This window comes from Acinetobacter sp. L-24 (genome assembly GCF_056857555.1).
In genome coordinates this window covers 249,127-275,435 of record NZ_JBSXNI010000047.1, presented here as the reverse complement: position 1 = coordinate 275,435, position 26,309 = coordinate 249,127, and the positions used below count along the sequence as shown (strand labels likewise).

General features: G+C 44.6%; 22 protein-coding genes. 12 read left to right on the top strand and 10 right to left on the bottom strand.

What is annotated here, in order from left to right; translation table 11 throughout:
- Nucleotides 1–402: 402 nt before the first annotated feature.
- The 6 genes from AC13CK_RS15705 (at nt 403) to AC13CK_RS15680 (ending at nt 4,957) form a co-directional block, all read left to right on the top strand.
- A complete protein-coding gene (locus AC13CK_RS15705) occupies nt 403–1,302 on the top strand; it encodes an MlaA family lipoprotein (protein ID WP_425879268.1) in 900 nt (299 codons plus the stop codon).
- A gap of 103 nt (nt 1,303–1,405) precedes the next feature.
- Nucleotides 1,406–2,374 carry an RsbU family protein phosphatase GigA gene (gigA, locus tag AC13CK_RS15700; RefSeq protein ID WP_114541358.1) on the top strand — a complete coding sequence of 323 codons (969 nt, stop codon included), beginning with the start codon at nt 1,406–1,408 and terminating at the stop codon, nt 2,372–2,374.
- Nucleotides 2,375–2,486: 112 nt separating this feature from the next.
- Nucleotides 2,487–3,005 carry an anti-anti-sigma factor GigB gene (gene gigB / locus AC13CK_RS15695; protein ID WP_004647542.1) on the top strand — a complete coding sequence of 173 codons (519 nt, stop codon included), beginning with the start codon at nt 2,487–2,489 and terminating at the stop codon, nt 3,003–3,005.
- A 20-nt stretch (nt 3,006–3,025) separates the two neighbouring features.
- Entirely contained in the window at nt 3,026–3,853 is an 828-nt protein-coding gene (locus AC13CK_RS15690; protein WP_005107790.1) for a carbon-nitrogen hydrolase family protein, read from the top strand.
- A 102-nt stretch (nt 3,854–3,955) separates the two neighbouring features.
- On the top strand, nt 3,956–4,381 hold the full coding sequence (locus AC13CK_RS15685) for an organic hydroperoxide resistance protein (protein ID WP_004732917.1): 426 nt from the start codon (nt 3,956–3,958) through the stop codon (nt 4,379–4,381).
- 183 nt (nt 4,382–4,564) lie between these two features.
- Nucleotides 4,565–4,957 (top strand): DUF4951 domain-containing protein, encoded by a 393-nt coding sequence (locus AC13CK_RS15680; protein WP_005103334.1) that lies wholly within the window; start codon nt 4,565–4,567, stop codon nt 4,955–4,957.
- Between the two features lie 50 nt (nt 4,958–5,007).
- Here the strand turns inward: AC13CK_RS15680 and gspE are convergent, their stop codons facing one another.
- The gene (gspE, locus tag AC13CK_RS15675) at nt 5,008–6,495 is read right to left on the bottom strand and encodes a type II secretion system ATPase GspE (RefSeq protein ID WP_425879264.1); all 1,488 of its coding nucleotides are present in this window, start codon (nt 6,493–6,495) and stop codon (nt 5,008–5,010) included.
- Nucleotides 6,496–6,639: 144 nt separating this feature from the next.
- On the opposite strand from gspE, the gene AC13CK_RS15670 reads away from it, so the two are divergent.
- On the top strand, nt 6,640–7,419 hold the full coding sequence (locus tag AC13CK_RS15670; RefSeq protein ID WP_086044916.1) for a hypothetical protein: 780 nt from the start codon (nt 6,640–6,642) through the stop codon (nt 7,417–7,419).
- 9 nt (nt 7,420–7,428) lie between these two features.
- Nucleotides 7,429–8,352 carry a mechanosensitive ion channel family protein gene (locus AC13CK_RS15665; RefSeq protein WP_005250806.1) on the top strand — a complete coding sequence of 308 codons (924 nt, stop codon included), beginning with the start codon at nt 7,429–7,431 and terminating at the stop codon, nt 8,350–8,352.
- Between the two features lie 47 nt (nt 8,353–8,399).
- Here AC13CK_RS15665 and AC13CK_RS15660 read toward each other — a convergent pair whose 3' ends face one another.
- Nucleotides 8,400–11,108, bottom strand: coding sequence for a DUF2339 domain-containing protein (locus AC13CK_RS15660; RefSeq protein ID WP_482831302.1), 2,709 nt, complete (start codon nt 11,106–11,108; stop codon nt 8,400–8,402).
- 161 nt (nt 11,109–11,269) lie between these two features.
- Here AC13CK_RS15660 and polA point away from each other — a divergent pair, with 161 nt between their 5' ends.
- A complete protein-coding gene (gene polA, locus AC13CK_RS15655) occupies nt 11,270–14,032 on the top strand; it encodes a DNA polymerase I (RefSeq protein ID WP_425879260.1) in 2,763 nt (920 codons plus the stop codon).
- 253 nt (nt 14,033–14,285) lie between these two features.
- On the opposite strand, the gene AC13CK_RS15650 is transcribed toward polA, so the two are convergent.
- Genes AC13CK_RS15650 through ppx form a run of 5 tightly spaced genes read right to left on the bottom strand, consistent with a single transcriptional unit; the run spans nt 14,286 to nt 19,405 of the window.
- Complete coding sequence (locus tag AC13CK_RS15650) at nt 14,286–14,855, bottom strand: YggT family protein (protein ID WP_005107800.1); 570 nt, start codon at nt 14,853–14,855, stop codon at nt 14,286–14,288.
- A 19-nt stretch (nt 14,856–14,874) separates the two neighbouring features.
- Complete coding sequence (gene proC / locus AC13CK_RS15645; protein ID WP_114541354.1) at nt 14,875–15,714, bottom strand: pyrroline-5-carboxylate reductase; 840 nt, start codon at nt 15,712–15,714, stop codon at nt 14,875–14,877.
- Nucleotides 15,715–15,716: 2 nt separating this feature from the next.
- Complete coding sequence (gene tilS / locus AC13CK_RS15640; protein ID WP_425879257.1) at nt 15,717–17,093, bottom strand: tRNA lysidine(34) synthetase TilS; 1,377 nt, start codon at nt 17,091–17,093, stop codon at nt 15,717–15,719.
- Nucleotides 17,030–17,854, bottom strand: coding sequence for an acetyl-CoA carboxylase carboxyltransferase subunit alpha (locus tag AC13CK_RS15635; protein WP_004278263.1), 825 nt, complete (start codon nt 17,852–17,854; stop codon nt 17,030–17,032). The genes tilS and AC13CK_RS15635 overlap by 64 nt, the downstream gene beginning before the upstream one ends.
- A 30-nt stretch (nt 17,855–17,884) precedes the next feature.
- Nucleotides 17,885–19,405 (bottom strand): exopolyphosphatase, encoded by a 1,521-nt coding sequence (ppx, locus tag AC13CK_RS15630; RefSeq protein WP_425879254.1) that lies wholly within the window; start codon nt 19,403–19,405, stop codon nt 17,885–17,887.
- 260 nt (nt 19,406–19,665) lie between these two features.
- On the opposite strand from ppx, the gene trxA reads away from it, so the two are divergent.
- The 3 genes from trxA to AC13CK_RS15615 all read left to right on the top strand — a co-directional run bounded on the left by trxA (nt 19,666) and on the right by AC13CK_RS15615 (nt 22,272).
- Nucleotides 19,666–19,992, top strand: a complete 327-nt coding sequence (trxA, locus tag AC13CK_RS15625) for a thioredoxin (RefSeq protein WP_004278266.1) — start codon at nt 19,666–19,668, stop codon at nt 19,990–19,992.
- A 322-nt stretch (nt 19,993–20,314) separates the two neighbouring features.
- Complete coding sequence (rho, locus tag AC13CK_RS15620; RefSeq protein WP_004278267.1) at nt 20,315–21,583, top strand: transcription termination factor Rho; 1,269 nt, start codon at nt 20,315–20,317, stop codon at nt 21,581–21,583.
- A 401-nt stretch (nt 21,584–21,984) separates the two neighbouring features.
- A complete protein-coding gene (locus tag AC13CK_RS15615) occupies nt 21,985–22,272 on the top strand; it encodes a hypothetical protein (protein ID WP_005107806.1) in 288 nt (95 codons plus the stop codon).
- A 104-nt stretch (nt 22,273–22,376) separates the two neighbouring features.
- Here AC13CK_RS15615 and AC13CK_RS15610 read toward each other — a convergent pair whose 3' ends face one another.
- The 3 genes from AC13CK_RS15610 to pheS all read right to left on the bottom strand — a co-directional run bounded on the left by AC13CK_RS15610 (nt 22,377) and on the right by pheS (nt 26,166).
- Nucleotides 22,377–22,673 carry an integration host factor subunit alpha gene (locus AC13CK_RS15610; protein WP_004278269.1) on the bottom strand — a complete coding sequence of 99 codons (297 nt, stop codon included), beginning with the start codon at nt 22,671–22,673 and terminating at the stop codon, nt 22,377–22,379.
- Complete coding sequence (gene pheT / locus AC13CK_RS15605) at nt 22,670–25,051, bottom strand: phenylalanine--tRNA ligase subunit beta (protein ID WP_425879251.1); 2,382 nt, start codon at nt 25,049–25,051, stop codon at nt 22,670–22,672. The genes AC13CK_RS15610 and pheT overlap by 4 nt, the downstream gene beginning before the upstream one ends.
- A gap of 134 nt (nt 25,052–25,185) precedes the next feature.
- Nucleotides 25,186–26,166: a phenylalanine--tRNA ligase subunit alpha gene (gene pheS / locus AC13CK_RS15600; RefSeq protein ID WP_195725129.1), complete on the bottom strand. Its 981-nt coding sequence runs from the start codon at nt 26,164–26,166 to the stop codon at nt 25,186–25,188.
- Between the last annotated feature and the right edge of the window lie 143 nt (nt 26,167–26,309).

The window sequence follows — 26,309 nt, the reverse complement described above, 5'->3', positions numbered from 1 at the left end:
GTTGTTCTTCATAATCTCTTAATGATCTTCTTGCTGATTCGTCACCAGCAAGCTAGGTCGGCTATATTACTCTCTATCTCTAGAAAGTCAACCAGTAATGAAAACTATTTTTCAAACTTATCAAATAAAACCCAACTCAATCAATCTTAACTAAGTTACTGTTTTATCAGAAGTTTTAATCTTCATCACCGCCGATGGATGTGCATTCTACAGCATTTCAGAGCCCTTGCAACACCTTTTTCAAGAAAATCATTTTGTATGTATATTTTTTAAGCTTTTCGTGTGTTTTCATTCATTTTTTATACAAATTTGCTTAAATGATGTCTATTCGTGAATATAACGTTTATTATTTTTATACTAATAAGTAGTGCTACTTACACAGAAAAGGCCTCAGGTTACCTTATGCATCGTTCTATTTACTTATCTATATGCTTATTTTCTTTAGCTTCAAGCGCACATGTTTTCGCCGAGGCGGCCACCAGTGTGGAAAATCTGGAAAACGAGCCTGCAAAAACGCCGCTTAGAACAAAAATCTCGACCAAAGCGCAACAATTACAAACGCAACTGAAAGTTGATGCCAGTGCAGCACAGGCTGAAGAAGTTAAAGATCCTTTTCAACCGTTAAATAGAAAGATCTATCAGTTTAATGATGCGATTGACCGCACCGTGGTACGTCCCATAGCCGTACAATATGTGGAAAAAGTTCCTCAAGATGTTCGTGGCAGCTATACCCAGTTCCGCAGTAACCTAGGTGAACCTTGGAATGTGGTGAATCAGCTCATTCAAGGTCGTCCTGCCCGCGCTGCTAAATCCCTAGGTCGTTTTACCATTAACACCTTAACAACTTTAGGACTGGCTGATCCAGCGCGTCGCCTGGGCTTGAGTCATGAAGAGGAAAAATTTGGAATTACCTTAGGTTATTATGGCGTGCCTTCTGGCCCTTATATCATGTTGCCATTTTTAGGTCCAAGTTCTGTCCGTGGCGTAATCGGTACTGCTGTAGATAGTCAAGCTCGTCCACAAAAATACATTCTCGAAGATGAAGATGGACTTTACTGGACTGATCAGTTTTGGCGTGCCATCGATACCCGTTCAGAAATACTGGACGTTGAAGGAGTGCTGACTGGCGATCGCTATGCGCAGATTCGCGATATTTATTTACAACGTACCAATTATGCAATTGCAGAAAAGAAAGGTACAGAACAAGATACGCTTTTCCTAGAAGATGATTTTGAAGATGACAATTCTGATGATGCACCTTCTAATGATAGCAATATTGAATCTTCAAACGAAGATCTTTAAGTTTAAGCTTCATGTATGATTGCTAGTGAAAATCTGTTCGCTAGCAATACTTTACTTGTTATAGTACATCTTATAACCAATCCTGGGATTGAATCACTTTTTTATGTATTTCATTCAACCGACTCGTGATATTCCTTATTTAGATCAAGTACTTGATACGCTTCCGCATGTTCAGATGATCTATCTGGATGATCATGAACTATATGACTCTACGATTATTGCGATTGCAGATGTACATGATTATCTGAAATATAAGTGGAATCTGCCTACGATTGTACTGGCCTTAGAGAATGAAGGTACTGCTTTGGCGCAGGCCTGGGAACAAGGTGCTTTAGCCGGCTGGATCTGGAGCAAACTTCCCGAGAATCCAGATATGGCATTACAAAAAATTGATGCACAATATAAGCGTAACCAGGATAGCCGTGACCTGCCTTCTGCTGCAGAACTACAAAAAAAATTGTTACCGAATCCGATTGAACTGACCAATTATGAGGTCGAAACCTATTTTCAGCCTTCAGCCTATCTTTCAGGGGATTGGTATGATTATTGGAAAATCAGCGACAAAGAAGTGATTTTCTATTTGGCCGATGTATCCGGACATGGCGTCACCAGTAGTTTGCTCACGTCCTGGATGGCAGCTTTCCATGGTCGCTCCAAGACGCCGCGCGAGCTGATCAAGAAGCTGAACGGTATGCTGATGCAGGAAAATATTGAAAAGCACATCACCATGATTGCCGGGATTCTTAATCTGGAAACCCATGTATTAAAATGGTCCAGCGCTGGACATTATCCTCCACCGATTATATTTGAACCCAATCAAGAACCTAAAATCCTCTCTTCCAGCAGTTTCCCTTTGGGCTTAACCGAAGATCTTGAAGTTGAGGAAAATGAATGGGTATTAAGTCGCAATGCGCGCTTTATTATCTGTTCGGATGGCGCACTGGAACCTTTTGATGGTGGTTTAAATGAACAATTCTCGCAATTATTACACCATTTGCAGAATCAATCTTTTCAGGCTCCGGAACATGTGGCTGACGATATCGCCTTTTTAAGCTTTATCCGCGTAAATTAGCAGTATATTTACAGGCTTTATAAGCACTTAATTTGATTACTACTTTCAGCCACTTGAGTATCAATACACCCTATGGGATAATTTAATATCCTTCTCTGCAAATGGCATTTATATGTCAACAGGTCATGTTGAATATGCAAGTCTGAATGGAACGCATATTTTTAAGCTTATCGGCGAAGTGCGTGCCCAATCTTGTATTAGTCTAGACAAATTACTGAACAAAATTGAACAGCAAGACAACGTAGTTGGCGCTATCGTTGATCTCACCGAAACCAGTTTCATTGACAGTACCGTACTGGGTGTTTTAGCGAAACTAGGACTCAAACTCAAGCAAGTACACAATATTCAGGCTGTCATGCTTTCTACCAATTCTGACATTACCACTTTGGCCAACAGTATGGGATTGAGCCAAGTGTTTGTGATTCTGAATTATTGTGGTGATCCAAATGTCTGCACACGTGCGCTGATGGAAGAACATGTCACGCATCAAAATATGCTGAATACGGTTCTGGATGCGCATAAAACCTTGATGAAACTGAATCAAAGCAATCAGAACATGTTTGAACCTTTAGTCAAACAGCTACAGAAAGAGCAAGACAATTTAGATAAAATTTCCGAGCAAAAGGTATAACCATCTTATAAGAGGACCCTATGACTTTACTTTCTGTTGTACAAATGAATTCTCAAAATGAAATTGATGTCAATTTCGTGGAGATTGAATCTTTAATTCAACAAAGTAAGGCCAATGGTGCTGAACTGATTGTTTTCCCGGAAAACTTTGTCTGTTTTGCAGCAGGTAAACAGCGTGAAACTGCTGCACAATTTGAAGTGATTCAGCAGCGTCTGGAACAACTTGCCCATGAATATGACACCTGGATCGTTGCCGGTACATTACCCTGCCCTTATCGTCCGGATGGTTCGATCATTGAAGATGGCCGCGTGCGTACCGTTAGCCTGTGTATCAGTCCGGAACGGACCGAAGCGCGTTATGACAAAATTCACTTGTTTGATGTGCAAGTCGGTGATGCTGTAGGCGGTTATCAGGAATCCAAGTTCTTTGAGCCCGGCACAGATGTTGTCGTAGCCAAAACCCCTTTTGGTAATATTGGTTTAATGGTCTGTTATGACCTGCGTTTTCCGGAACTAGCGTTAAATCTACGAGCCAAAGGTGCAAACCTCTTGACCGCACCTTCTGCTTTTACCTATACCACAGGTGAAATGCACTGGCAGCTTCTTCTGCAAACACGTGCTCTAGATAGCCAATGTTCGGTGCTTGGCGCAGCTCAACAAGGCTGGCACGGTGAAAAACGTCAGACTTGGGGACATGCAGCCGCCACCAATAGTCGTGGACAACTTCTTAATATGATCCATGCAGAAGGTGCTCAACTCATCACCGTCGACTTTGATTTAAATGAACAGCAAAAAGTGCGTGAATCCATGCCTTTAATGCAACACCGTAGACTTCTTCAACTTTCCTGAATCGTTTCATTTGCTTGCATAAAATAACAAAATCCCTGCTTATTCTTCAGGTGAAATCACCGAGCATAGAAGCTCTACGAAAAATAAACAGGGATTTAACTCATGTCATTAGAAAAAGCCGTCTATACCGCACATGCCAAAGCCACAGGGGGCCGTGATGGCCGCGCCATTTCTGACGATCAGATTCTGGACGTCCAATTGGCCGTACCTAAAGAAATGGGGGGACCAGGCGGTGGAACCAATCCTGAACAGCTCTTTGCCGCAGGTTATTCCGCCTGTTTCTTGGGTGCAATGAAATTTGTTGCCAATCGTGACAAGCTCAATATCAGTAAAGATGCCTATATTGAAGGTGATGTTGGGATTGGTCCGATTCCTACCGGGTTCGGGATCGAAGTGACATTAAACATCCATCTTGAAGGCATGGATCAGGAAGAAGCAAAAAAACTGGTGGATGCTGCGCATATTGTCTGTCCATACTCAAATGCGACCCGTAATAATATTGATGTGAACTTAAACGTAATTACTTAATTTTTTTATTTAACAGCTATCCTGAAAAAAGTTTCAGGATAGCTAGACTTCAATTATAAATTTCAAAATTTACCCGCTTCATCTTTTGTCAAAAGCTACTTCTCTTCCCCACTTGAAAACTGCAGCAAAAACTTAAGAAATTATATATAATGATTCTTATTTACATTTATTCGATTTATATTGATGTTAAAACTAGTTCTTCTGAATTCTCTCCTGCTCCTCACTGCTACAACCTCTTTTGCAGATCTTTATCTCTCAGAAAAAATCCGTCCGAAAATAAAATCTCTGCTCAATACTGAAATTGAACGCCTACCCATTCCTGCAACACCCAACAATATGATTCTGCCTGAATTTGGTAAAGGGATTATTGGCTGGGGCGCTGGCCCCAAAGATGCTGAAGCCCGTTTTCTCAATATTACTCAGGCAGATGTTGAAACAATGAAACAGGAAGGACTGAGTTTAGCAATGGCACAAGCCTGGCAGAACTTTTATGAAAATGAAACTCTGCGTAATCCGGGAAATCCGACTGCACCTTTTCGTGCACAACTCATGAAAAAAATCGTCAGTCTCTGGTAAATATCCAAAAGTCCTGACGATCATTATGATAAAGCGAGCAGATTAAAAAATTATTCTACTGCTTCGTTGGTTACTCGCAATACTTCTTCAATCGTGGTTTTTCCGGCCAATACTTTACGCAGACCATCATCACGAATGGAACCTGACTGCTGACGTGCATAGCTTTCGATTTCATATTCAGCCGCATTGCCATGAATCAAACGGCGCATATGATCATCGACTGGCACAATTTCATAAATCGCGGTACGACCACTAAAGCCAGTATTGCCACAACGTTCACAGCCTTGAGGTTGCGGTAATTTTAAATCTTGGGGATGCTCAATATTGCCAAATAGATTCTTCTCGAAAGCATCTGCTTCATGCCAAGTCGCGCAATGTGGACACAAGGTACGCACCAGACGTTGGGCAATTACCCCGATTAAAGAACTGGAAAGCAAAAATGGTTCAATTCCCATATCTTTCAGACGCGTAACCGCACCAATCGCGGTATTGGTGTGCAAGGTGGATAACACCAGATGTCCAGTCAGGGATGCCTGTACCGCAATTTCTGCCGTTTCCAGATCACGAATCTCACCGACCATGACCACATCCGGGTCCTGACGTAACATCGCTTTTAACGCACGGGCAAAGGTCATATCCACTTTGGTATTGACCTGCGTTTGTCCAATGCCTTCCAGCTGATATTCAATCGGATCTTCAGCTGTGAGGATATTCTTGGAACCGTCATTCAGGTCAGAAAGTGCCGCATACAAGGTGGTGGTTTTACCCGAACCGGTCGGGCCAGTCACCAGAATAATCCCGTGCGGGCGATGTACTAAGGTCTTGAGTCGATCATAGTCATTATTGATCAGACCCAAATGGGTCATGTTCAAACGGCCGGCCTGCTTGTCCAGCAAACGCATCACCACCCGCTCCCCATAAGAAGATGGCAAGGTGGATACACGGACATCGACTTCACGTCCGGCCAAGCGTAATGAAATACGGCCATCTTGAGGAATACGCTTTTCGGCAATATCCAGTTTGGCCATGACTTTAATCCGTGAAACCAGAAGCGGTGCCAGTTCACGGCGTGGCTGTACAATTTCGCGTAACTGGCCATCGACCCGTAAACGCACCGACAGTTTTTTCTCAAAAGATTCAATATGAATATCGGAAGCCCCGACACGAATCGCCTCTGAGAGCAATGCATTGATCAGCCGTACAATTGGCGCATCATCTTCCTGATCCATCAGGTCTTCAGCTTCCGGTACCGAATCAGCCAGACTGAGTAAATCCGGATGATCTTCCAGACCGGCAGCGACCTGTTGCGATTCGCCGCTATCGCCGGCAAAACTGGAACTGAGTAACTGGTTAAATTCCTGTTCGCTACAGAGTTGAAAATGAGCCGGATAACCGAGCAGACGGCGAGCTTCCTGCAATGCAAGCATCGAGGTATTGTCACGACGCAGAATAAAGGCCTGATCTCCCTCATAACGCAACAGCACACCATGGCGCTTGGCGAAGCTATATGGGATTTGTAATTGTTTAAGTACTTGCATCGCGGATTATAATAATGATGAAAAAATTTAAATTGAGTGTACTCTAAGCATATGACAGCGTGAAGTATGTTTTCAAAGATTTAGCAAGAAAGGGTGCCAAGATTGCCGCGAGATAAAGATGAATTAATCCCGAATACAGCGAAAATGCGCTGGTGGGGAGAACAGAATTTTGAAATAAATCAGTCTAAAGCCTGGCAGTTTGGCTCCTTGCTGTTTCGGCTGACCCGAGGGATTCAGGAATGGCGACTGGAATATTTCCGCCCTTCTGTGCAATACGATTATGAACAGCAATGGCATCAGATTGATGATCCGAATTTTGCCTTTCCCCCACCTGTGAAAATTGAACGCTATATGTTCAAATCCACGCAAAACAAATTGCAACTGATGCCACGCCTTGCAGACCGTTCTGTGGTGATTAAACCAGTCGATCCGATTTATATTCCTGCCGGACAGCGCGGTACGCTTTATATCAGCACGCCCTTATGGATTGCCGGTTTTGTCGAGGGGCAGCGCGAACCGATTTTCGATTTGCCGGTAATCTTGCCAAAAGACACCTGGTTTGGACCCAATCACCGTTCGGGGGAAATCTGTTATGCCACCGCAGTCGATGGCAGAACCGAACTGAAACAGTTACATCCGCGAGCCTTTCGTGCAGTCACGCCGATTGAGTTTCACAATACCAGTAACCAGCAATTGCGCTTTGACCGAATGAATGTGCCAGTGCCTGCCCTGCCGCTTTTTTACAGTGAAAGTACCGGCCGCTTATGGACCTCACAAATCCGCGTTTTGCATGAAAGTTCGGATCGTCCACCACGGATTCGGGTCGAAAACCGCACACCACCAAATGCTGGTGAAGTGGCCTATCTGCATCCACCGCGCGATCCGGCAGGTGCGTTATTTAATATGTTTGATTCATTTTTCTAAGGGCGTCTGATGCCAAGTTCAAATATTCCGACCGAAGTCACCAACAGCCTGAAGGGAGTATTTACCAATATCAATACCGACCGTTTGACCGAAGTTCTGGTGGCGGTGGTGTTGTGCTTTATTGGTTTCCTGATCGCACGCTTTATTTCCAATACCTTTATTCGCACCATTGGTGTCCGTTTTAATGCCCATCAGAAACTGGTCTGGCGCCGCGGAATTTTCTATTTTATCTTCCTGCTGTTTGTGATGGCTAGTCTGAAAGAAGCCGGTTTTAAACTCAGTGTCTTCCTTGGCGCTGCAGGGATTTTAACGGTCGCACTGGGTTTTGCTTCGCAAACCTCAGCATCCAACCTGATCAGTGGTCTGTTCCTGATTGGTGAAGGTTCTTTTGAAGTCGGTGATACCATCCAGATTACCTTGATTCGTGGGCATACCATTGAAGGCGAAGTGATTTCGATTGATCTGCTCTCGGTTAAACTTTTGACCCAAGATAATATCTATGTGCGTTTACCGAATGAACAGCTAATTCGGGCACCGGTGCAGAACTTGTCGAAATTTCCGATACGGCGGATTCCGATTACGTTGGCGATCAATTTCCATGAAAATATTATCAAGGTACGCGAAGTTCTGCTGGACGTTGCCAATAAATATCCACTGGTACTGGCCGACCCGAAACCTGCAGTCACCGTTACCGCTTTCCGTGAATCTTCGATTGAACTGCTGTTTGCAGTGTGGTGCCAACAGGAAAACTACCTGAAAGTTCGTGATGAAATGCAGGAACGGATTCGCAACGGCTTTGTCGATAACCAGATTGAAATTCCGGTGCCAAAAATGGGCTTTGTCGATCATCCACTTTCCCGTCCTTTGGAAAATGAAGAAATCGATCAATATGCCAATGAAAAGGCCCTCAAAAGAGAGCCTGATCTGAAATAACCCTTAGATTCCCTCTCCTTTTTAAAGGAGAGGGTTAGGGAGAGGATTCAAAGCTCCCTCTCCGGCATCGGCGCAATATAAGCAATCAGTAGCATCACCCCGCCCGCCAGCAAGAAGGAAATCACCCGGGTCAGGGTGCCAATATGTGACAGGTCAAATAGTACGAGCTTCAAGGTCACAATCACCAGAATACTGCCGCCTAAAATCCACATCAGTTTCAGTTTTTTGAGCGTTGCTGTCCACATGGTAATCCAGGCGAGTAATACCCAAAGTATGGTCAGACTAAGCTGAACCGTCGCATTGCTCCATAATGCCAGCTCATTAAACGGCGTCTGCAGGTACACATGTAAAGCTCTTAAAACAATATAACTGGAAAGCCATAACAGACTTAGTACCATTAAAACTGCGATCATGCCTTTATCACGTCCCACCTTGATTTGCTGTAACAGCATCCAGATAAAACTGGCAAACATGGCGATACTGATCAGGTCAAAAGGATTCAGAATCGGCAGCCAGTAATATTGAAAGGCTTGCTGGCTAAACAGCTGTGAACAAACCAGCCAAGTTGCCATCAGCAATAAACAGCTCTTGGTTTGCCAAAGCTGCTGCCAACCTGACTGCACATCCTGCCGATAGCACCACAGGCAGAAGAATAAAGGCAAAATCACCATGCTCAGATAGGGCATATTTGAGATCAGGCATACACTTGCCAAAGCCAGACTGCTAAAAACACCAAAACTCACCCATTCCTTGGAGAGCTGCAAGCCAGCCAGCGGTCTAAGCCACAGAATGGCCAACAATATCGCTGAAAGTGCAGAAACCCCACGTTCCAGATCACTATTCCAGACAATCACCGCATTCTGACTGCGATCCAGAGTTAGAATCGCCACAATGACCAGCAAGGGCGAGATGCCACTCCACTTCGGCAGTAACCATGACCACTCCTGATTTTTGCGCAGGATCATTTCATTGAACATTACATAACCCAGTGTGATGATAAATAAACTCAGCACATAGGCATGCTGACTCGGAAATTCATCTTCCAGCAAGGCAAATAGCATCAAACTGGCCGCGACACTTAGGCTGCTTAAAAAACTGACACTCAGACTATTCATCTGCTGCTGGTACTGCTTTTTAAGCTGACTGATGACCACGACTGCCACATAGCACAGACTCAAAATCCAGAAAATTATTCGCGGTGTTGGATTAATCTCGACCAGATAATACAGGCTGCTGAATCCGGCCATCAGCAATAAGCCCATGCTCAGATAGTGTGCTACCCGGACATTTTTTTCCAAGGCCCATAAATAAATCAGCACACCTTCAACTGCCCAGCCAATCACACTCCATTGTTCTGTCAATAAGATCGGGGGCACCAAGGCGAGAAAAATCAGCATCAGGCTCAGATAGCTCTGCGAAATGAGCAGGATAGTTTGTTTACGGCGCAGCAGTGTCCAGCAAGCGGCAAAGACCAGTGCAAAGAACAGGCTTAATCCAGCTTGCCAGAGTTTTTGATTGGGCTGATTAAAATGAATCAGATACAGAAAAATATATGCCGTGATCGGTGCAGCAAAAATCAGCGCTAAGTCCAATACCGGTTTTAACTGAAAACGTGAGAGATCCTGTCGTGCCAGCAACTGGCTAAAGCGGAAACCTAGCCAGATAAACAGCGCACTATGTGCCAGAATCAACGCAGTCATGGCATAACGCTCATATGTATAACCATGAATCAGGCTATATATCCCGCCAACGACCGCAGTCACTAAAAAGGCAATTTGATTGAGAATCTTCCATGGCCGGAAACTGCTCAGCACTGCCACCCCGATATTGATCAGCAAATAATAGCTAATCAGCTCAACGGCAGAAGCATCGCGGGTCGGTAAGGTAAACGGCGCCAGATAAGCAATCAGCAAAGCCATCAAAGCCAGTTCGATGCTTTCCTGTTTCAGGCTTAAATATAGAGTGATGGCCAGAATAATGAGAAATAGCAATGTTGCCAACGGTAACGTGGGAATCACCAGATTGTAATAGGCAAAAAATAAGGTCAGGAACAGACTGCCCAAACCCAGTCCTTCTAGTGCCAGAGCAAAACTCCGATTTTTCTGCATCAGGCGATAACCCAGCCCTGCTATACACCCACTCGCCAGTGCAACCAGGCCCAATTTTGCAGCTAGACTGAGTTGCCAGTGCTCAGTGGCAAAACGCAGCAGTAAAATAATCCCAATCACCAAAATACTAATCGCGACTTTTAAGACTGGATTCCCCTGGAAAAGCCAGCGCTGCAGTTGATCTACCAGATGAGGAGTGTCGTTTACCTCTTGGGCAGACTCAGTTTTCACGAATGGAACAGAATCGGATCGATCTGGTGATCGCTGTAAGGGATCGGCAGAATGAGATTGTGATTGCAACTGTATCAAACGTCCTTCCAGACGTTGCAGCCACCTGAGCAAAAAGAATACCCAGGCCGTAATCCCGATTCCCATCAGCCAATCCAGTTCAGCCAACCCGCCGACAATGGCAGTAATTGATGAGATATATAAAGGAACTTTAGAATTGCGCTCCAAGGACATCTGCTGCTGTCCGGCCAGTTGTTGTAGCGGTGTTTCTACCGCAGTGACATATTGCATCACGCTAAAGATAAACCCCAAACCACACAGATAAGTTACAATCTGATAACCCAGATACCAGGCGCTGATCCCGGCTATCAGCAGGGTAATCAGCCAGATCATGCGCAACTCATTCCGTCCTACAGCCATTCTTATATTTCTCTTTCCTGAATCCTTCCATCATACAACAGCTTGTGCTGCTTATTTCATCTTCAGCCGATATTCGCTAAGCTGTAAACTCAGACTCGCCTCAGCGAGCGCGGTAAAAATCACGTACAATAGCGCTGTATTTTGAATAAGGAATTGATTACATGCCACCATTTGTCTTGGTCGATGGCTCTTACTTTTTATTTCGTGCCTTTCACGCACTGCCACCATTAACCACGTCAACCGGTTTACATACCAATGCAATTCGTGGTGCGATTTCTGCTATTCAAAAACTGATGCGCCGGACCCAACCGACCCATATGGCGGTAATTTTTGATACCCCAGAACCGACCTTCCGGCATGAGCTGTCACCGATTTATAAAGGTGATCGTCCCAGCATGCCAACGGAATTATCCGAACAGATTCCTTATCTGCATGCCTTGATCCGCGCTTTGGGCATTCCCCTACATACCTTACCGGGTGCCGAAGCCGATGACATTATCGGAACACTGGCCAAACGTGCCGAGGCGATGGGACATCAGGTACTGATCTCTACGGGCGATAAAGATATGGCACAACTGGTGACCGAAAAAGTTACCCTGGAAGACAGCTTTAAAGAAAAACCGCTGGATGTCGACGGCGTGTTTGAAAAGTTTGGCGTCTGGCCGAATCAGATTATTGACTATCTGACCCTGATGGGCGATGCATCAGATGGCATCATGGGCGTGCCAGGTGTAGGTGCCAAAACTGCAGCAAAACTGCTCACTGAATATGGCTCGATTGGCGGCATTTTAGAAAATGTCGACAAGATCAAAGGCAAAGTCGGTCAAAATATTAAAGAACATGTCGATGGTATTGCACTGGACCATCAGCTGGCCAGTATTGTGATCGATCTGGATCTTAACTTTGGTTATGACGATTTAAAACTGGGTGAGCCAAATGTCGAGACCTTGCGTCATTTGTACACCGAGCTGGAATTCCGTAACCAGCTGCAGTCCTTAGATCACCCGAACAACCCGAATAATTCAAACTACCAGCAGGCGGCAAAATCTATTAACGCCAAAGCGGTTACAGCACCAGAACCTCTGGAAGACCATGCGTCTGTGACCAGCAGTGATGACCAGCTAGGTCAAGCGACCTACCACACAGTATTAGGCCAGCAGGACTGGGACACACTGTTTGAGCGCCTAAGTACCGAAAAACGTTTTGCCTTTGATACCGAAACCACCAGTTTGGATTATCGTATTGCACAGATTGTCGGTTTCTCGGTCGCCTTCGATGCGCAGGATGCTTATTATGTTCCCTTGGCACATGATTATGAAGGCGCACCGGAGCAGCTGAATCGTGAAGTAATTCTGGCGCAGATCAAACCAATTCTGGAAGATGAGTCTGTAAAGAAAATTGGTCATCATCTGAAATATGATGCACATGTACTGGAAAATCATGGCATTCATCTGGCAGGCTGGTATTTCGATACCATGCTGGCTTCCTATGTCCTGAATTCTGTCGCGACCCGTCATGGCATGGATGATGTGGCCCGTCTGTATTTGAGTCATCTGACCACGACTTATGAACAGGTGGCCGGTAAAGGTGCTAAACAAAAGACCTTCAACCAGATTCCACTTGAAACTGCAGCACATTATGCAGCAGAAGATGCACATGTCACCTATCGCCTTTATGAAGTCTTGAGCAGCAAATTGCAGGCACACCCTGAACTGGTGAATATTCTGCATAATATTGAAGTTCCGGTCGCACGTGTACTGACGCAAATGGAAGAAAACGGCATCGAACTGGATCTGGCTTTTCTGGATCAGCTTGGGGGCGAATTTTCCAATACCATGCACAATCTGGAAAACCAGATCATGGAAATTGCCGATGAAAGCTTTAATGTCAGCTCACCTAAACAGGTCGGTGAAGTGTTATTTGAAAAGCTGGGTCTAAAAGGCGGTAAAAAAACCACCACCGGACAATACAGTACCAGTGAAAGTGTACTGGAAAAAATTGAACATCCGATTGCCCAGCTGATTCTGGAATATCGTGGCTTGTCCAAGCTGAAAAGTACCTATACCGATGGCTTATGCAAACAGGCCAATCCTGATACCCACCGTGTGCATACCAGTTATCATCAGGCATTGACTGCAACTGGCCGTTTATCATCGACTGATCCAAACCTGCAGAACATTCCGATTCGTGCCGAAATTGGCCGTCAAATCCGCAAGGCGTTTGTGGCACCGGAAGGTCGTGTTTTGCTGGCAGCCGATTACTCACAAATTGAATTGCGTCTCATGGCTCATTTATCTCAGGATGAAGCCTTGCTAGATGCCTTTATTCACGGTCAGGATGTACACCGCCGTACCGCAGCTGAAGTTCTAGGCATTCCTTTGGAAGAAGTGACCAATGACCAGCGTCGTCAGGCCAAGGCCGTCAACTTCGGGCTACTTTACGGTATGTCCGAATTTGGTTTGATCCGTCAGTTGGGCTTTACCCGTCAGGAATCACAGGATTATATCAAGCAGTATTTCCATCGTTATCCGGGCATTTATGACTATATGCAACGTACCCGTCAGGTCGCATTAGAACAGGGTTTTGTTGAAACCCTGCTCGGACGCCGTTTATATACTCCAGATATCGATGCCCGTAATATGATGGTGCGTAAAGCGGCAGAACGTGCTGCGATTAATGCCCCGCTACAAGGTTCAGCTGCGGATATCATTAAAATGGCGATGATTGAAGTCGACAAGATGTTGCCGAAAGATCAGGCCAAAATGCTGCTGCAAGTTCACGATGAACTGGTGTTTGAAGTCGATGAAGACATTGCCGATGAACTGGCACCTAAACTGGCTGAAGTGATGCAATCGGTATTGCAGATTTCTGTACCATTGGTGGTAGAAGTGGGTAAAGGCAAAAACTGGGATGAGGCGCATTAAAGGGTTTCCTCACCCCAGCCCTCCCCCCTCTGGGAGAGAGAGTGAAAACCAATATTATTTTAAAGGTATCCCCTCTCCTCTCAGGAGAGGGTTAGGGTTAGGGTTAGGGAGAGGTTAATATCCCATCTTCTTGTACTGCGATTAAAACTTGTTCACCGTTTGGGAAGTTTAACAAATCCTTCCCAACTTCCCTTTTCTAAAGGGAGGAGCAAATAAAAAAGGACGCCTCAGCGTCCTTTTTATTTGGATCCGATTAAAGACCGGTAAGCAATACAATCGCCACCTGGTTCATAATCATTTCGATAATAATCAAAGTTAAAATAGCGAAGATTGGAGAAAGGTCAATCATCCCCATATTTGGCATGATACGACGGAATGGCGCCAGTAAAGGCTCAGCCAGCTCTTGCACGACTTCAATATAAGGCGAACGAGACTGAGTAAACATCACCACCCAACTTAAGATAATCGTAGCGAAAATCAAATAACGACAGAAACGGATAAGATCCTGCATCATGGTAACAAAAGTCAGAATAATCAGATGGACAGGCCCATTCGGCGTCCCCCCTGACAGATACATCATGCCAAAAATTTTAAGCAGATAGAGCACGACCAATAATGCCAAAGCAGCAGTACTGACTCGGCCTTTGGCCAAGGTTGGGAAAATTCGACCAAATACATCTACAATTTTAGTGGCTTTCACGGTAGAAAGAACCACAGGATTGTAAGGACTGACCGCTGCCAGTTGCATTAAAAATCGGAAGAATACGAGCAAAATCGAGACGTTAATGATAATGCCAAAAATTAGCGCAGAATTTGCACCCATACTTGAACGTTCCTAAAAATTAAACTGAAGATTTGCTGCTTTCACTGAGCTCTTGTGCCAGTTCTTGACTGCGTTTTTGTGCAGCGGCAAGTGCCGCCTGAATATTTTGAGAAATCTGGGCGCGATCAAAGACTTCAAGTGCCGCCTGTGTAGTCCCATTTGGAGAAGTCACATTTTTACGTAACTCAGCCGGCGTATTCGAGCTGGTAATCGCCATTTGCGCCGCGCCTAAAGCCGTCTGCAAAGTCAGTGCGGTTGCAACTTTTTCATCCAGACCTAAATTTTTACCCGCACGAATCATACTTTCCATCATATAGAAAAAGTAAGCCGGACCCGAACCCGAGACTGCAGTGACTGCATCAATTTGTGCTTCTGATTCGACCCAAATGGTCAGCCCGGTCGACGCCAGAACCTGACTGGCCAGCTCACGGTCACTGGTTTCCACAAATGCATTGGCATATAAACCATGTGCACCGGTCTGTACCAATGCAGGTGTATTCGGCATGACCCGGACAATACGCTCTGTCCCCAACAATGCTGATAATGTGGCAATTTCTGCACCGGCAACAATGGAAATAATCAGTTTGTTATTAACCAGACCTTTTAAAGGTTGCAGTACTTGAGCCAAAACCTGAGGTTTTACCGCCAATACAACGATATCTGCATCCTGAATTGCAGCACTATTATCCCCGGTCACATTAATTTCTTTTTCCGCCAATAAAGCACGGACTTTTTCGACCGGATCAGAAACTGTAATACGTGTTGCTGGCAAACCACGTGAAATCAGACCGCCAATTAAGGCTTGGGCCATATTACCGCCACCAATAAAACAGATATTACAATTTAAAGCTGCACTCATGTTCAATGCTCATCGTTGAGTTCTAAAGTTGAAAAAACCGAAATCGGCAGCCATCCGCCTGCTTCACAATATGCAGATTGGGCCAACCAAAATCCTTTAGGGGTAAACACGCCTAGCATAACATTATCTGTGCTTAATATTTGAATAGTATGCCGAGCCCAGGGAAATATTTGCGCTTCCTGAATGGCTTTTTTCAGTGGCCAGGTACCGACACGGCCATATAAATGAATTTTTTCGCCACCCTGCCGCTGCTGCAAATGCAAAGTTTGCTGCAACAATGCAGGAGATAAACCGAGCTGTGCAGGCGCGATGATAAATTTCCCTGACAAAACCTGTACGCTATCTTTTAAAGCAAATTTTATAGTTTTCGGGCTAGTTTGAACTTGTTGCTGATCAGCTAAATAAGTCTCTGCGGTCAGACGATATAATTGCTGCTGATAGCGTACATAGTAAAAGCCTTGCCAATGCAATGCCGCCTGAGCATCTTGTTTGGCATAAATCACTTCGCGTTGCAAACGCTCCACCATATCTAAGGATGGACGATACTGTTGTTTACCTTTCATCCAGGCAGAGAGTAATTGACGTTGTCGTGATTTTGAAAGCTGTAGAAATTTACCAAGATCGAGCTGCGTTTCAGTCCCACAAGACGCTAAATCCTGTTGCAGCACTTCTTGTAAAATGTCTTGAGCATCCTGCATTAACTCACTGGTTCGCACCAAGGCAGCTTGCATTTTATGATAACGTTCGCTTAATATCGGCCACAGCGTCTGGCGTGCCCAAGCCCGATCATAATGGGTATCATCATTGGTCGGGTCTTCGATATTCTTAACATTTAAGTCTGATGCCCATTGGCAAATCTGCTCACGGGAAATATCCAGCAATGGCCGCCAAATCGTGAGATTTTCACGTACATCGATTTGTTTCATTGCCGCTAAGCCGTCAACACCGGCACCAGACAATAAACGTAGCATCAGGGTTTCCGCCTGATCCTGCTGATGATGTGCCAGCACCAATATTTCATCCGCTTGCAAATGTTGCAGATAAGCCTGATAACGTGAATTGCGCGCTTGCTGTTCCAGATTGCCACTAGCGACATGAACTGGCTGGATGATGCAGGGAATATTCAGTTGCTGACATTGATGTGCAACGAACTTGCCCCAATCTGCGCTGAGTGCTTGTAACTGATGATCGATATAAATCGCCCGAACTTTTTCCGGGCATAAAAAAAACATCAGATGCAGCAACAGCATAGAATCTACGCCGCCACTGCATCCGATGAGAAATTTTGTCTCTGCAGGAAAGTCCTGCAGCTGTTTTAAGAAACCAGACCTAAATTGTCGCTGCCAAACTTCATTAAACGTTGGTAACGTGCTTCGCATCGTGCTTGCGCTTCCATTGGTTGCAGTTCATTCAAAGCTTCTTTCAGCACTGCTTTCAAGCTGTTCATGACCTGATCCGGATTTAAATGAGCACCCTCACCTTCATCCACCACATATTCTACAATACCCATTTTCTGCAATTTTTCTGCAGTCAGAGCCAAGGCTTCACTGGCCTGTTCAGCTTTTTCAGCGGTTTTCCAGAGAATTGAGGCACAGCCTTCCGGTGAAATCACCGAATAAATACTGTGAGAGAGCATCACCACACGGTCTGCTACTCCAATACCGAGTGCACCACCTGAACCGCCTTCACCTAGTACAGTTGCAATTACCGGTACTTTCAAATTGGAAAGCTGAGCCAGACTGGTGGCAATTGCTTCAGCCTGACCACGTTCTTCTGCACCGACACCCGGATAAGCACCCATAGTGTCAATAAAAGTAAAGACTGGCAGGTTAAAACGCTCTGCCATGTCTAGCAGACGCTGTGCCTTACGATAACCTTCCGGATTACTCATGCCGAAATTATGCTGTAATTTTTCACGGGTACTACGACCACGATGCTGACCAACGATCATCACCGGTTGACCATCAAAACGAGCCAGACCACCGATCATCGCGCCATCATCACCATATAGGCGGTCACCATGTAAAGCATCAAATTCAGTGAATATTTCACCCACATAGTCCAGGAATTGTGGACGTTCTGGATGACGTGCAATCTGCACTGTCGCCCATGCTTTTGATGGAGTTGCTTTATTTTTCATAGGTTAACCGTTTTCATCCCTATAAAGGTATTAATTAACAAACTGTTCGGATTGAATCGAGAGTTCAATCTCCCAATTTTTAAATTGCTGCTGTTCATCGTGCAGTTCAGCGACCAGCAATGGCCATTGCTTGGCATCACCAGACACGGTGAGTTGCCATTGTTGCGCATTTTCAACCTTCAGTTCAATGGCAGGAAGCATCTCATCGCTACGACTGTGATTGACCAAAACCGACAGACGAAGCAGCAAACATAACCATAAAAGTTTAGATCCACCGACTTTCATCACATCAATCTTGGCATCAGCGCGCAATTTGCGCCGATGGTGCGCGACCAAATGTGACAAATGATTTTGATCAACTTGCGAGAAACCGGCAATATCCGAGTGTTGTAATAAATACGCGCCATGACGATGATAGCCACTGTGACTGATGGCCAAACCAATCTCATGGAGATAGGCAGCACGACGTAACAGGTCACTATCTTCAACACTCAAACCGAGTTTACTGGCCACGTCATTAAACAGTTTCTGTGCCGTCTGAACCACACGCTCAGCCTGCTTGGCATCGGCATTGTATCGACCAATCAAGGCATGTACGGAACGATCACGGATATCTTCATGCTTGAAACGGCCAAGCAAGTCATACATCACGCCTTCACGTAGTGCACCATCAGAATAGACCAAATGGTCAATTCCCAGTACATCAAAGACTGCATAGAGAATGGCAATACCAGCAGGTAAGACGGCACGACGATCATCTTTCAGACCTTCGAACTCCATGTCCGAGACATATTTATATTTAAGCAGTTTATCTTTGAGCTTTTCCAGGCCTTCACGCGTCAACTGTTCGCGATCATTGCTCCAGCCCATATTGACGCAAATCTGGCGGCAGGCTTTAATGGTGCCACTCGAGCCAACGACAGCATCCCAACCGGCTTCTTTATAAGTATTGGCAATTCCCGAAATTTCTTTACGTGCCGCAGTAACTGCTTTATCAAAGGCTTTGGCACTGATTTCGCCATCCTGAAAATAGGCCTTGGTAAACGCTACACAGCCCATTTGTACCGATTCGGTATGAATCGGCTCGAATTCTTCACCGATAATCAGCTCAGTTGAACCGCCACCGATATCAACTACCAGACGACGACCGCTGTTGGCCATGGTATGCGATACACCCAGATAAATCAGACGGGCTTCTTCACGACCGGCGATAATTTCGATCGGTTTCGGTAAAATTTCTGCAGCTTTCTGGATAAATTCATGGCCGTTTTTGGCTTGACGCAACGCATTCGTCGCCACAATCCGTAATCGGTTCGGCTGAACTGCGCCTAAACGTCCGACAAAACGGGCCAGACAGGCCAAACCGCGTTGCTGGGCGGCTTCGGTTAAATTCTTATTTTCGTCTAGTCCTGCGGCAAGCTGAACTTTTTCTGACATTGATGCCACTTTCTTCACTTCGCCATGGTCTACACGGGCGATGGCCAAATGAAAGCTGTTTGATCCCATATCGATGGCGGCAAGTAATTCTTCATCAATCAAAAAGTCAGACATTCCAGAAATAAACCTTTAACGAATTGTGCTTAGAGTAATTCACATGCATGCAATTTAAAAGCCATTTGTAGCGACAATTTAATGCCTTATTCTTTTTTGTATCGGGAATAATAGTGAGACACGATCATCACTATCGTGATCATCCATTAGACAAAATAACATTAAGCATTGAAAATTTACAGATTCCCCTACATTGTTAAAGATGGCTATGTAATACTAATAATTAGTTATCTTTAAAATATTAATCTGGAGCACATTCCATGTCTGGCAACATCGTAAACACTACTGACGCAAACTTCGAAGCAGACGTTCTTCAATCAGACGTTCCTGTACTGGTGGACTTTTGGGCAGGCTGGTGTGCACCATGTAAAGCAATTGCACCCGTACTTGAAGTGCTTGCTGATGAATACCAAGGTAAAGTTAAAATCGTGAAAGTTGACGTAACTTCTTGCGAACAAACTGCTGTGAATTTCAACATCCGTAACATCCCGGCTTTGTTGATGTTCAAAAATGGTGAAGTTGTTGCGACTCAAGTCGGTGCTGCACCAAAATCTAAACTGACAGCATTTATTGATGACAATATCTAAGCACAGCATTTTTAGTAAAAAATACGCGACTCATGCTCGCGTATTTTTTTCGGCTATAAATTGACAAACCTGGCATTTTCTCTTATATTCGCTACTCAAGAGATAAAGGATCCTAAATCCTGTCAATTTCTTACAAGACACATTACATAAGATGCCGCTCGGCAATAGAAATTGTTTTCCACATTTTTCTTTGAAACACTCAAACAGATCTCTGAATTGTTCTTTTGCAAATTCAATTGCTTTCGTTTGAATGCTGGTATGCGGCCGAATGTTACTCCCTTTCTAACCTGTACCTCAGAACTTTGATTCTATCTGACCACCTATGAATTTAACCGAACTCAAGAAAAAACCGATTGGCGAACTCATCAAGATTGCCGAGTTTATGGGCCTCGAAGGTATGGCTCGTAACCGTAAGCAAGACATTATTTTTGCCATCTTAAAACGTCATGCAATGAATGGCGAAGAGATTTTTGGTGATGGCGTTCTAGAAATTTTGTCAGATGGTTTTGGCTTTTTACGCTCAGCCGCAGGTTCTTATTTAGCAGGTCCTGACGATATTTATGTCAGCCCTTCTCAAATTCGTCGTTTTAACCTCCGTACTGGCGACACCATTACTGGCACCATTCGCCCGCCGAAAGAAGGCGAACGTTATTTTGCTTTACTTAAAGTCAATCAAATTAACTACGACACACCTGAAAATTCACGTAACAAGATTCTGTTTGAAAACTTGACGCCATTATTCCCGACTGAACAGTTGGTGATGGAGTTGGGCAATGGCACCACTGAAGATTTAACCACCCGTGTGATCGACTTAGTTGCACCGATTGGTAAAGGCCAGCGTTCAATTATTGTGGCTCCGCCGAAAGCGGGTAAAACCATGCTGCTGCAAAGCATTGCACAGTCCATCGTTCGCAATAATCCTGAAGTTATTCTGATCGTTCTCCTAATTGATGAGCGTCCAGAAGAAGTGACTGAGATGGAGCGTACGGTTCGTGGTGAAGTCGTGGCTTCTACCTTTGATGAATCTCCTGCACGTCACGTTCAAGTCGCTGAAATGGTGATTGAAAAAGCAAAACGTCTGGTTGAACATAAAAAAGATGTGGTGATTCTGCTTGACTCGATTACCCGTTTGGCGCGTGCCTATAACACCGTGATTCCTTCATCAGGCAAAGTACTGACTGGTGGTGTGGATGCGCATGCCTTAGAACGTCCTAAACGCTTCTTCGGTGCTGCACGTAATATCGAAGAAGGCGGTTCACTGACCATCATTTCTACTGCCCTGATTGAAACCGGTAGTAAAATGGATGAAGTGATTTATGAAGAATTCAAAGGTACAGGTAACCAGGAAATTACCCTTGATCGTCGCATTGCAGAAAAACGCGTATTCCCTGCGATGAACATCAAGAAATCTGGTACTCGCCGTGAAGAACGCCTGATGTCGGAAGACAATCTACGCAAAGTCTGGATTCTGCGTAAGCTGCTGCATACTCAAGACGAATTGGCGGCAATGGAATTCTTACTGGATCGTATGAAAGAAACCAAGACCAATGATGATTTCTTTGATCAGATGAAACGCAAAGCTTCAAATTAAAATTTCAAATGAAAGGTCACCTAAGCGGTGGCCTTTTTTAGGTTGACATAAATTACAGAATGAAACAATCAAGCCTGATTTATGTAAACTTATTTTTAAGTTTTTGATTAATAAAATGTTCAGATTAAAAATTGTATAACTTTTAAGTGTTTAATAAGCCTTTCTCCAATCTAAATGTTTCATTCCATTGTTATTTTCTGTTAAAAACTTCTTATTTTTTATCGTTTTTCCGTACTTTTTTGATCATTGCCAGTAGCAATTAAAAATGCGCAGTGATAGCATATTTGCAGACCAGTTAGACTGCTCCTGCGTTGTTAGTCCCTAACACAATTAGGAACAATAAAAGCACTTAACAGACTAACTTTGGTTTTTTTTAATCTCAATTTTTAGAGAGTGATGCCATGTTATTCAAAAAAATCGCTATTGCTGCTGCAGTTGCTACTACTCTAGCTTTCGTTGGTTGTGCTAAAAAAGCTGACGACGCTGCTGCTGACGCTAACCAAGCTGCATCTGAAGCTGTAGAAGCTGCTTCTGAAGCTGAAGCTGCTGCTGATGCTGCTGCTGTAGAAGCTACTTCTGAAGTTGCTGCTTCTGAAACTGCTGCTGCTGCTGAAGCTGACGCTGCTGCTGCTGTTGCTGTTGACGCTGCTGCTGACGCTACTGCTGCTTCTGAAGCTGCTGCTCAATAATCTTTTAGATTATTCAGTACAAAAAAAAGAGAGCCTTTGGCTCTCTTTTTTATTTTAAAAACTGATACTTAACAATATTAGATCCCAGTTTTTAAAAAAGCAGATCAGTTGACCTGCTCATTTCCCACACGTTGACGGAACTTCTGTCCGGCACGGAAGGTGACCACACGGCGTGCAGAAATCGGAATCTCTTCACCCGTTTTCGGGTTACGGCCCGGACGTTGACGCTTATCACGCAACTCGAAATTACCAAAACCCGAAAGTTTTACTTGCTCGCCTGAGATGAGCGCCTGGCTAATCTCATCGAAGAACAACTCAACCATTTGTTTTGCTTCACGACGGTTTAAACTCGTGAGCTCACTTAAATGATCAGCCATTTCTGCTTTAGTTAGTGCTGTCATGAAGCCCTCAATGTCGCTTGGTAAGTGTTTTCTAACACTTGAAGGATATTATCCATACCTGATTTAATTTCAGCATCTTCCAGTGTACGGCTTGGATGCTGCCAGAGAAGTGCAAATGCCAGTGAGCGTTTCCCTTCTTCTACTCCTTGTCCAGTGTACACATCGAACAACCAAGTTGAGTCTAAAAGCTCTCCGCCTGTTTTTTCGATAAGTCCCTGAATTTCGCTAACATTAATCTTATCACTAATTAAAAGCGCAATATCACGTCGAACCGATGGAAAACGTGATAATTCTGTAAAATTAGATACATAAGTTTGCAAAACAGCCGCTTGATCCAATTCTGCTACCCATGTGGTTGCCAGATCAAGCTCGTCTTCAAGTGAGGGATGTAAACGCCCCAAGTAACCAATTGATTGACCATTCACGAGAATTTCTGCGGATTGTCCTGGATGCAACCAGCTACGCTCTGAACGCACATATTCTACTTTGACACGACCAGCAGCCAAAATTTCTTCTACATCACCCTTAAAGTCAAAGAAGTCCATTGCAGCGGGTTTCACATGCCAAGATTCAGCATGACGTGAACCAGTCGCAATCAATGCAAAAGTTGGAATCTGTTTTAAATCATGGATGCTGCTGGCTTCTTGATAGTCAAAACGCAGACCGAGCTCAAAGAAACGTACACGGCTTTGCTGGCGGTTGACATTGTACTGAACACAAGGAATCAGGCTAGATAGCAAGGTTGAACGCATCACTGCCAAATCACTTGAAATTGGATTGGCTAATACTAATGGATTCACACTAGAATTAAGTTGCTTTTCAAGCTTTAGGTCTGCGAAGCTAAAGCTGATCGCTTCTTGGTAACCTAAAGTTACCGCGGTTTGACGGAGTTGGCCCAATTCAAACTGATCTTGGTATTTCGCCAGCTTCACATCAATCACAGGCAGGCTGATTTGAATATTGTCATAACCGTGAATACGCGCCACTTCTTCGATCAAATCTTGGTAAATCACCATATCATAACGATGTGATGGCGGTACCACTGACCACTCGCCTTCTGCTTTTACTGTAACTTCACAACCTAAACGGCTTAAAGCATCAGTAATGAACGCTGAGTCAACACTATAACCCAGCAGTTGATCGACTTGTGCTTGATTCAACTCAATTGCGTCACGTGTTGGCAATAGAGCCGCATTTTCGGCAACTGTAATTGGTCCGAACTCACCGCCCGCAAGTTCAGCAATCAATTGTGATGCGCGGTGCATAGCGATCAATGGCAATTCAAAATCGACACCACGTTCATAACGCTGAGAAGCATCGGTATGCAAGCCAAAGCTACGTGCACGACCCGCAATATGCAGTGGCGCGAAGAATGCAGATTCCAGGAAAATTTCAGTGGTTGCATCGCTGACTGCTGAAAACAAGCCACCCATAATACCAGCAATGGCCAATGCTTTTTCATCATCTGCAATCACCATCACTTTTTCGTTGAGTTCAACTTCTTGTTCATTGAGCAAAACTAACTTTTCAGCTTCCGTCGCTTGACGTACATGTACCGCACCTTGAACTTTACCGCCATCAAATGCGTGTAGCGGTTGACCAAGCTCGATTAATACATAGTTGGTAATATCGACCAGAATGCTGTGCTGACGAATACCTGAACGTGCCAATGCACGCTCCATCCATACAGGAGTCACAGCCTTGGTATTGACGTTCTTGATGACACGACCCAAATAGCGTGGGCAGCCTTCAGTCGATACAACGACTTTCTTTTCTTCGCTAATAGTCGCAGCTACTTCTTTAATTTCAGGGGCAGTTACTGGCAATTGGTTAATCACACCAATTTCACGTGCGATCCCGCGAATACTGAAGCAGTCCCCACGGTTCGGTGTAATGCTGATGTCAATCACGTTGTCATCAAGGTCTAGATATTCACGAATGTTCATACCTACTGGTGCATCCGCTGGAAGCTCTAACAAACCATCAATTTTATCTTCTAAATCGATTTCTGAAGCGCCGCACAGCATGCCTTGTGACTCGATACCACGTAGCTTGCCTTTCTTGATTTTGAAATCGCCTGGAAGTACTGCACCAATGGTCGCAACTGGCGCTTTCATGCCGGCACGTACGTTTGGCGCACCACATACAATTTGCAGTGGCTCACCTGAACCGATATTGACAGTGGTCACACGCAAGCGATCTGCATCAGGATGTTGTTCTACTGTCAGGACTTCCCCCACCACTACACCAGTAAATGCTTTTGCTGCAGGTGCAAGCTCATCGACTTCCAGACCCAACATGGTCAATTGATCAGAAAGTTTTTCGCTATCGATGGCTGGGTTGACCCATGTGCGTAGCCAATTTTCGCTAATTTTCATTGATATAAAACCTGTAATTCAAATCTCTAGAATCCCCCTCTGCCCCCCATTTTCCAAAGGGGGAGAACTCCATCTATTTCGCGGAGTCCCTCTCCTTTTTAAAAGGAGAGGTTAAGGAGAGGTATAAATTTGTTTTAAGCAAACTGGCGTAAGAAACGCACATCATTTTGGAAGAACATACGTAAGTCATTCACGCCATAACGCAGCATTGCAAAACGTTCAACACCCAGACCAAAAGCAAAGCCTTTGTATTTTTCAGGATCAATGCCTGCAGCTTGCAGCACATTCGGATGCACCATACCGCAGCCCAATACTTCTAACCAGCGACCGCGTTCATCCATAATATCCACTTCCGCACTCGGCTCGGTGAACGGGAAATAAGATGGACGGAAACGTACTTTCAAATCTTTTTCGAAGAATTCGTTCAGCAGGTTAATCAGCAAACCTTTCAGTTCCGCAAAGCTGGTATTTTCAGCCACGTATAAACCTTCGATCTGATGAAACATCGGTGAGTGGGTTTGATCCGAATCACAACGGTAAACACGGCCCGGACACACGATCTGGATTGGTGGCTGCTGTGTTTCCATGGTACGAATCTGCACACCAGACGTATGCGTACGCAGCAAATGGTTCACATCGAAATAGAAGGTATCGTGCATGGCACGCGCCGGGTGATGACCCGGAATATTCAGTGCTTCAAAGTTGTGATAGTCATCTTCAACTTCAGGACCTGTTGCAACCGTAAAACCTGCCTTGGTAAAGAACTGGCAAATACGCTCTTGCACCTGGGTCACTGGATGGATACTGCCCACCTGTTGGCCACGACCTGGTAAAGTAATATCAATGGTTTCGCTTGCCAGTTTTTGTTTTAAGGCAGCTTTATGCAATTCTGCCTGACGTGAGGTCAATGCAGCGGTAATAGTTTCACGTACAGCATGGATTTGTGCGCCGAAGACTTTACGTTCTTCAGGATCCATTTTACCAAGCGACTTAGATTGTTCCGCGAGCTGGCTTTTTTTCCCCGTAAATTGCACTCGTACTTGATCAAGTGCAGCAAGGTCTTGAGCTGCTGCAATCGCAGCGAGCGCTTCAGTGGTCAGGGCTTCCAGTGACATAGTAACTCTCAAAGCAACAGGTTAAAAAATATTTTAAAAACCCCACATTCTAACAGTTTTTAGACACTTTGATGAAGATGCGTTTTAAGGAAAATTAGATTGGCATGATTAAATATAAAAAGTATAAGATAAACACAATATCA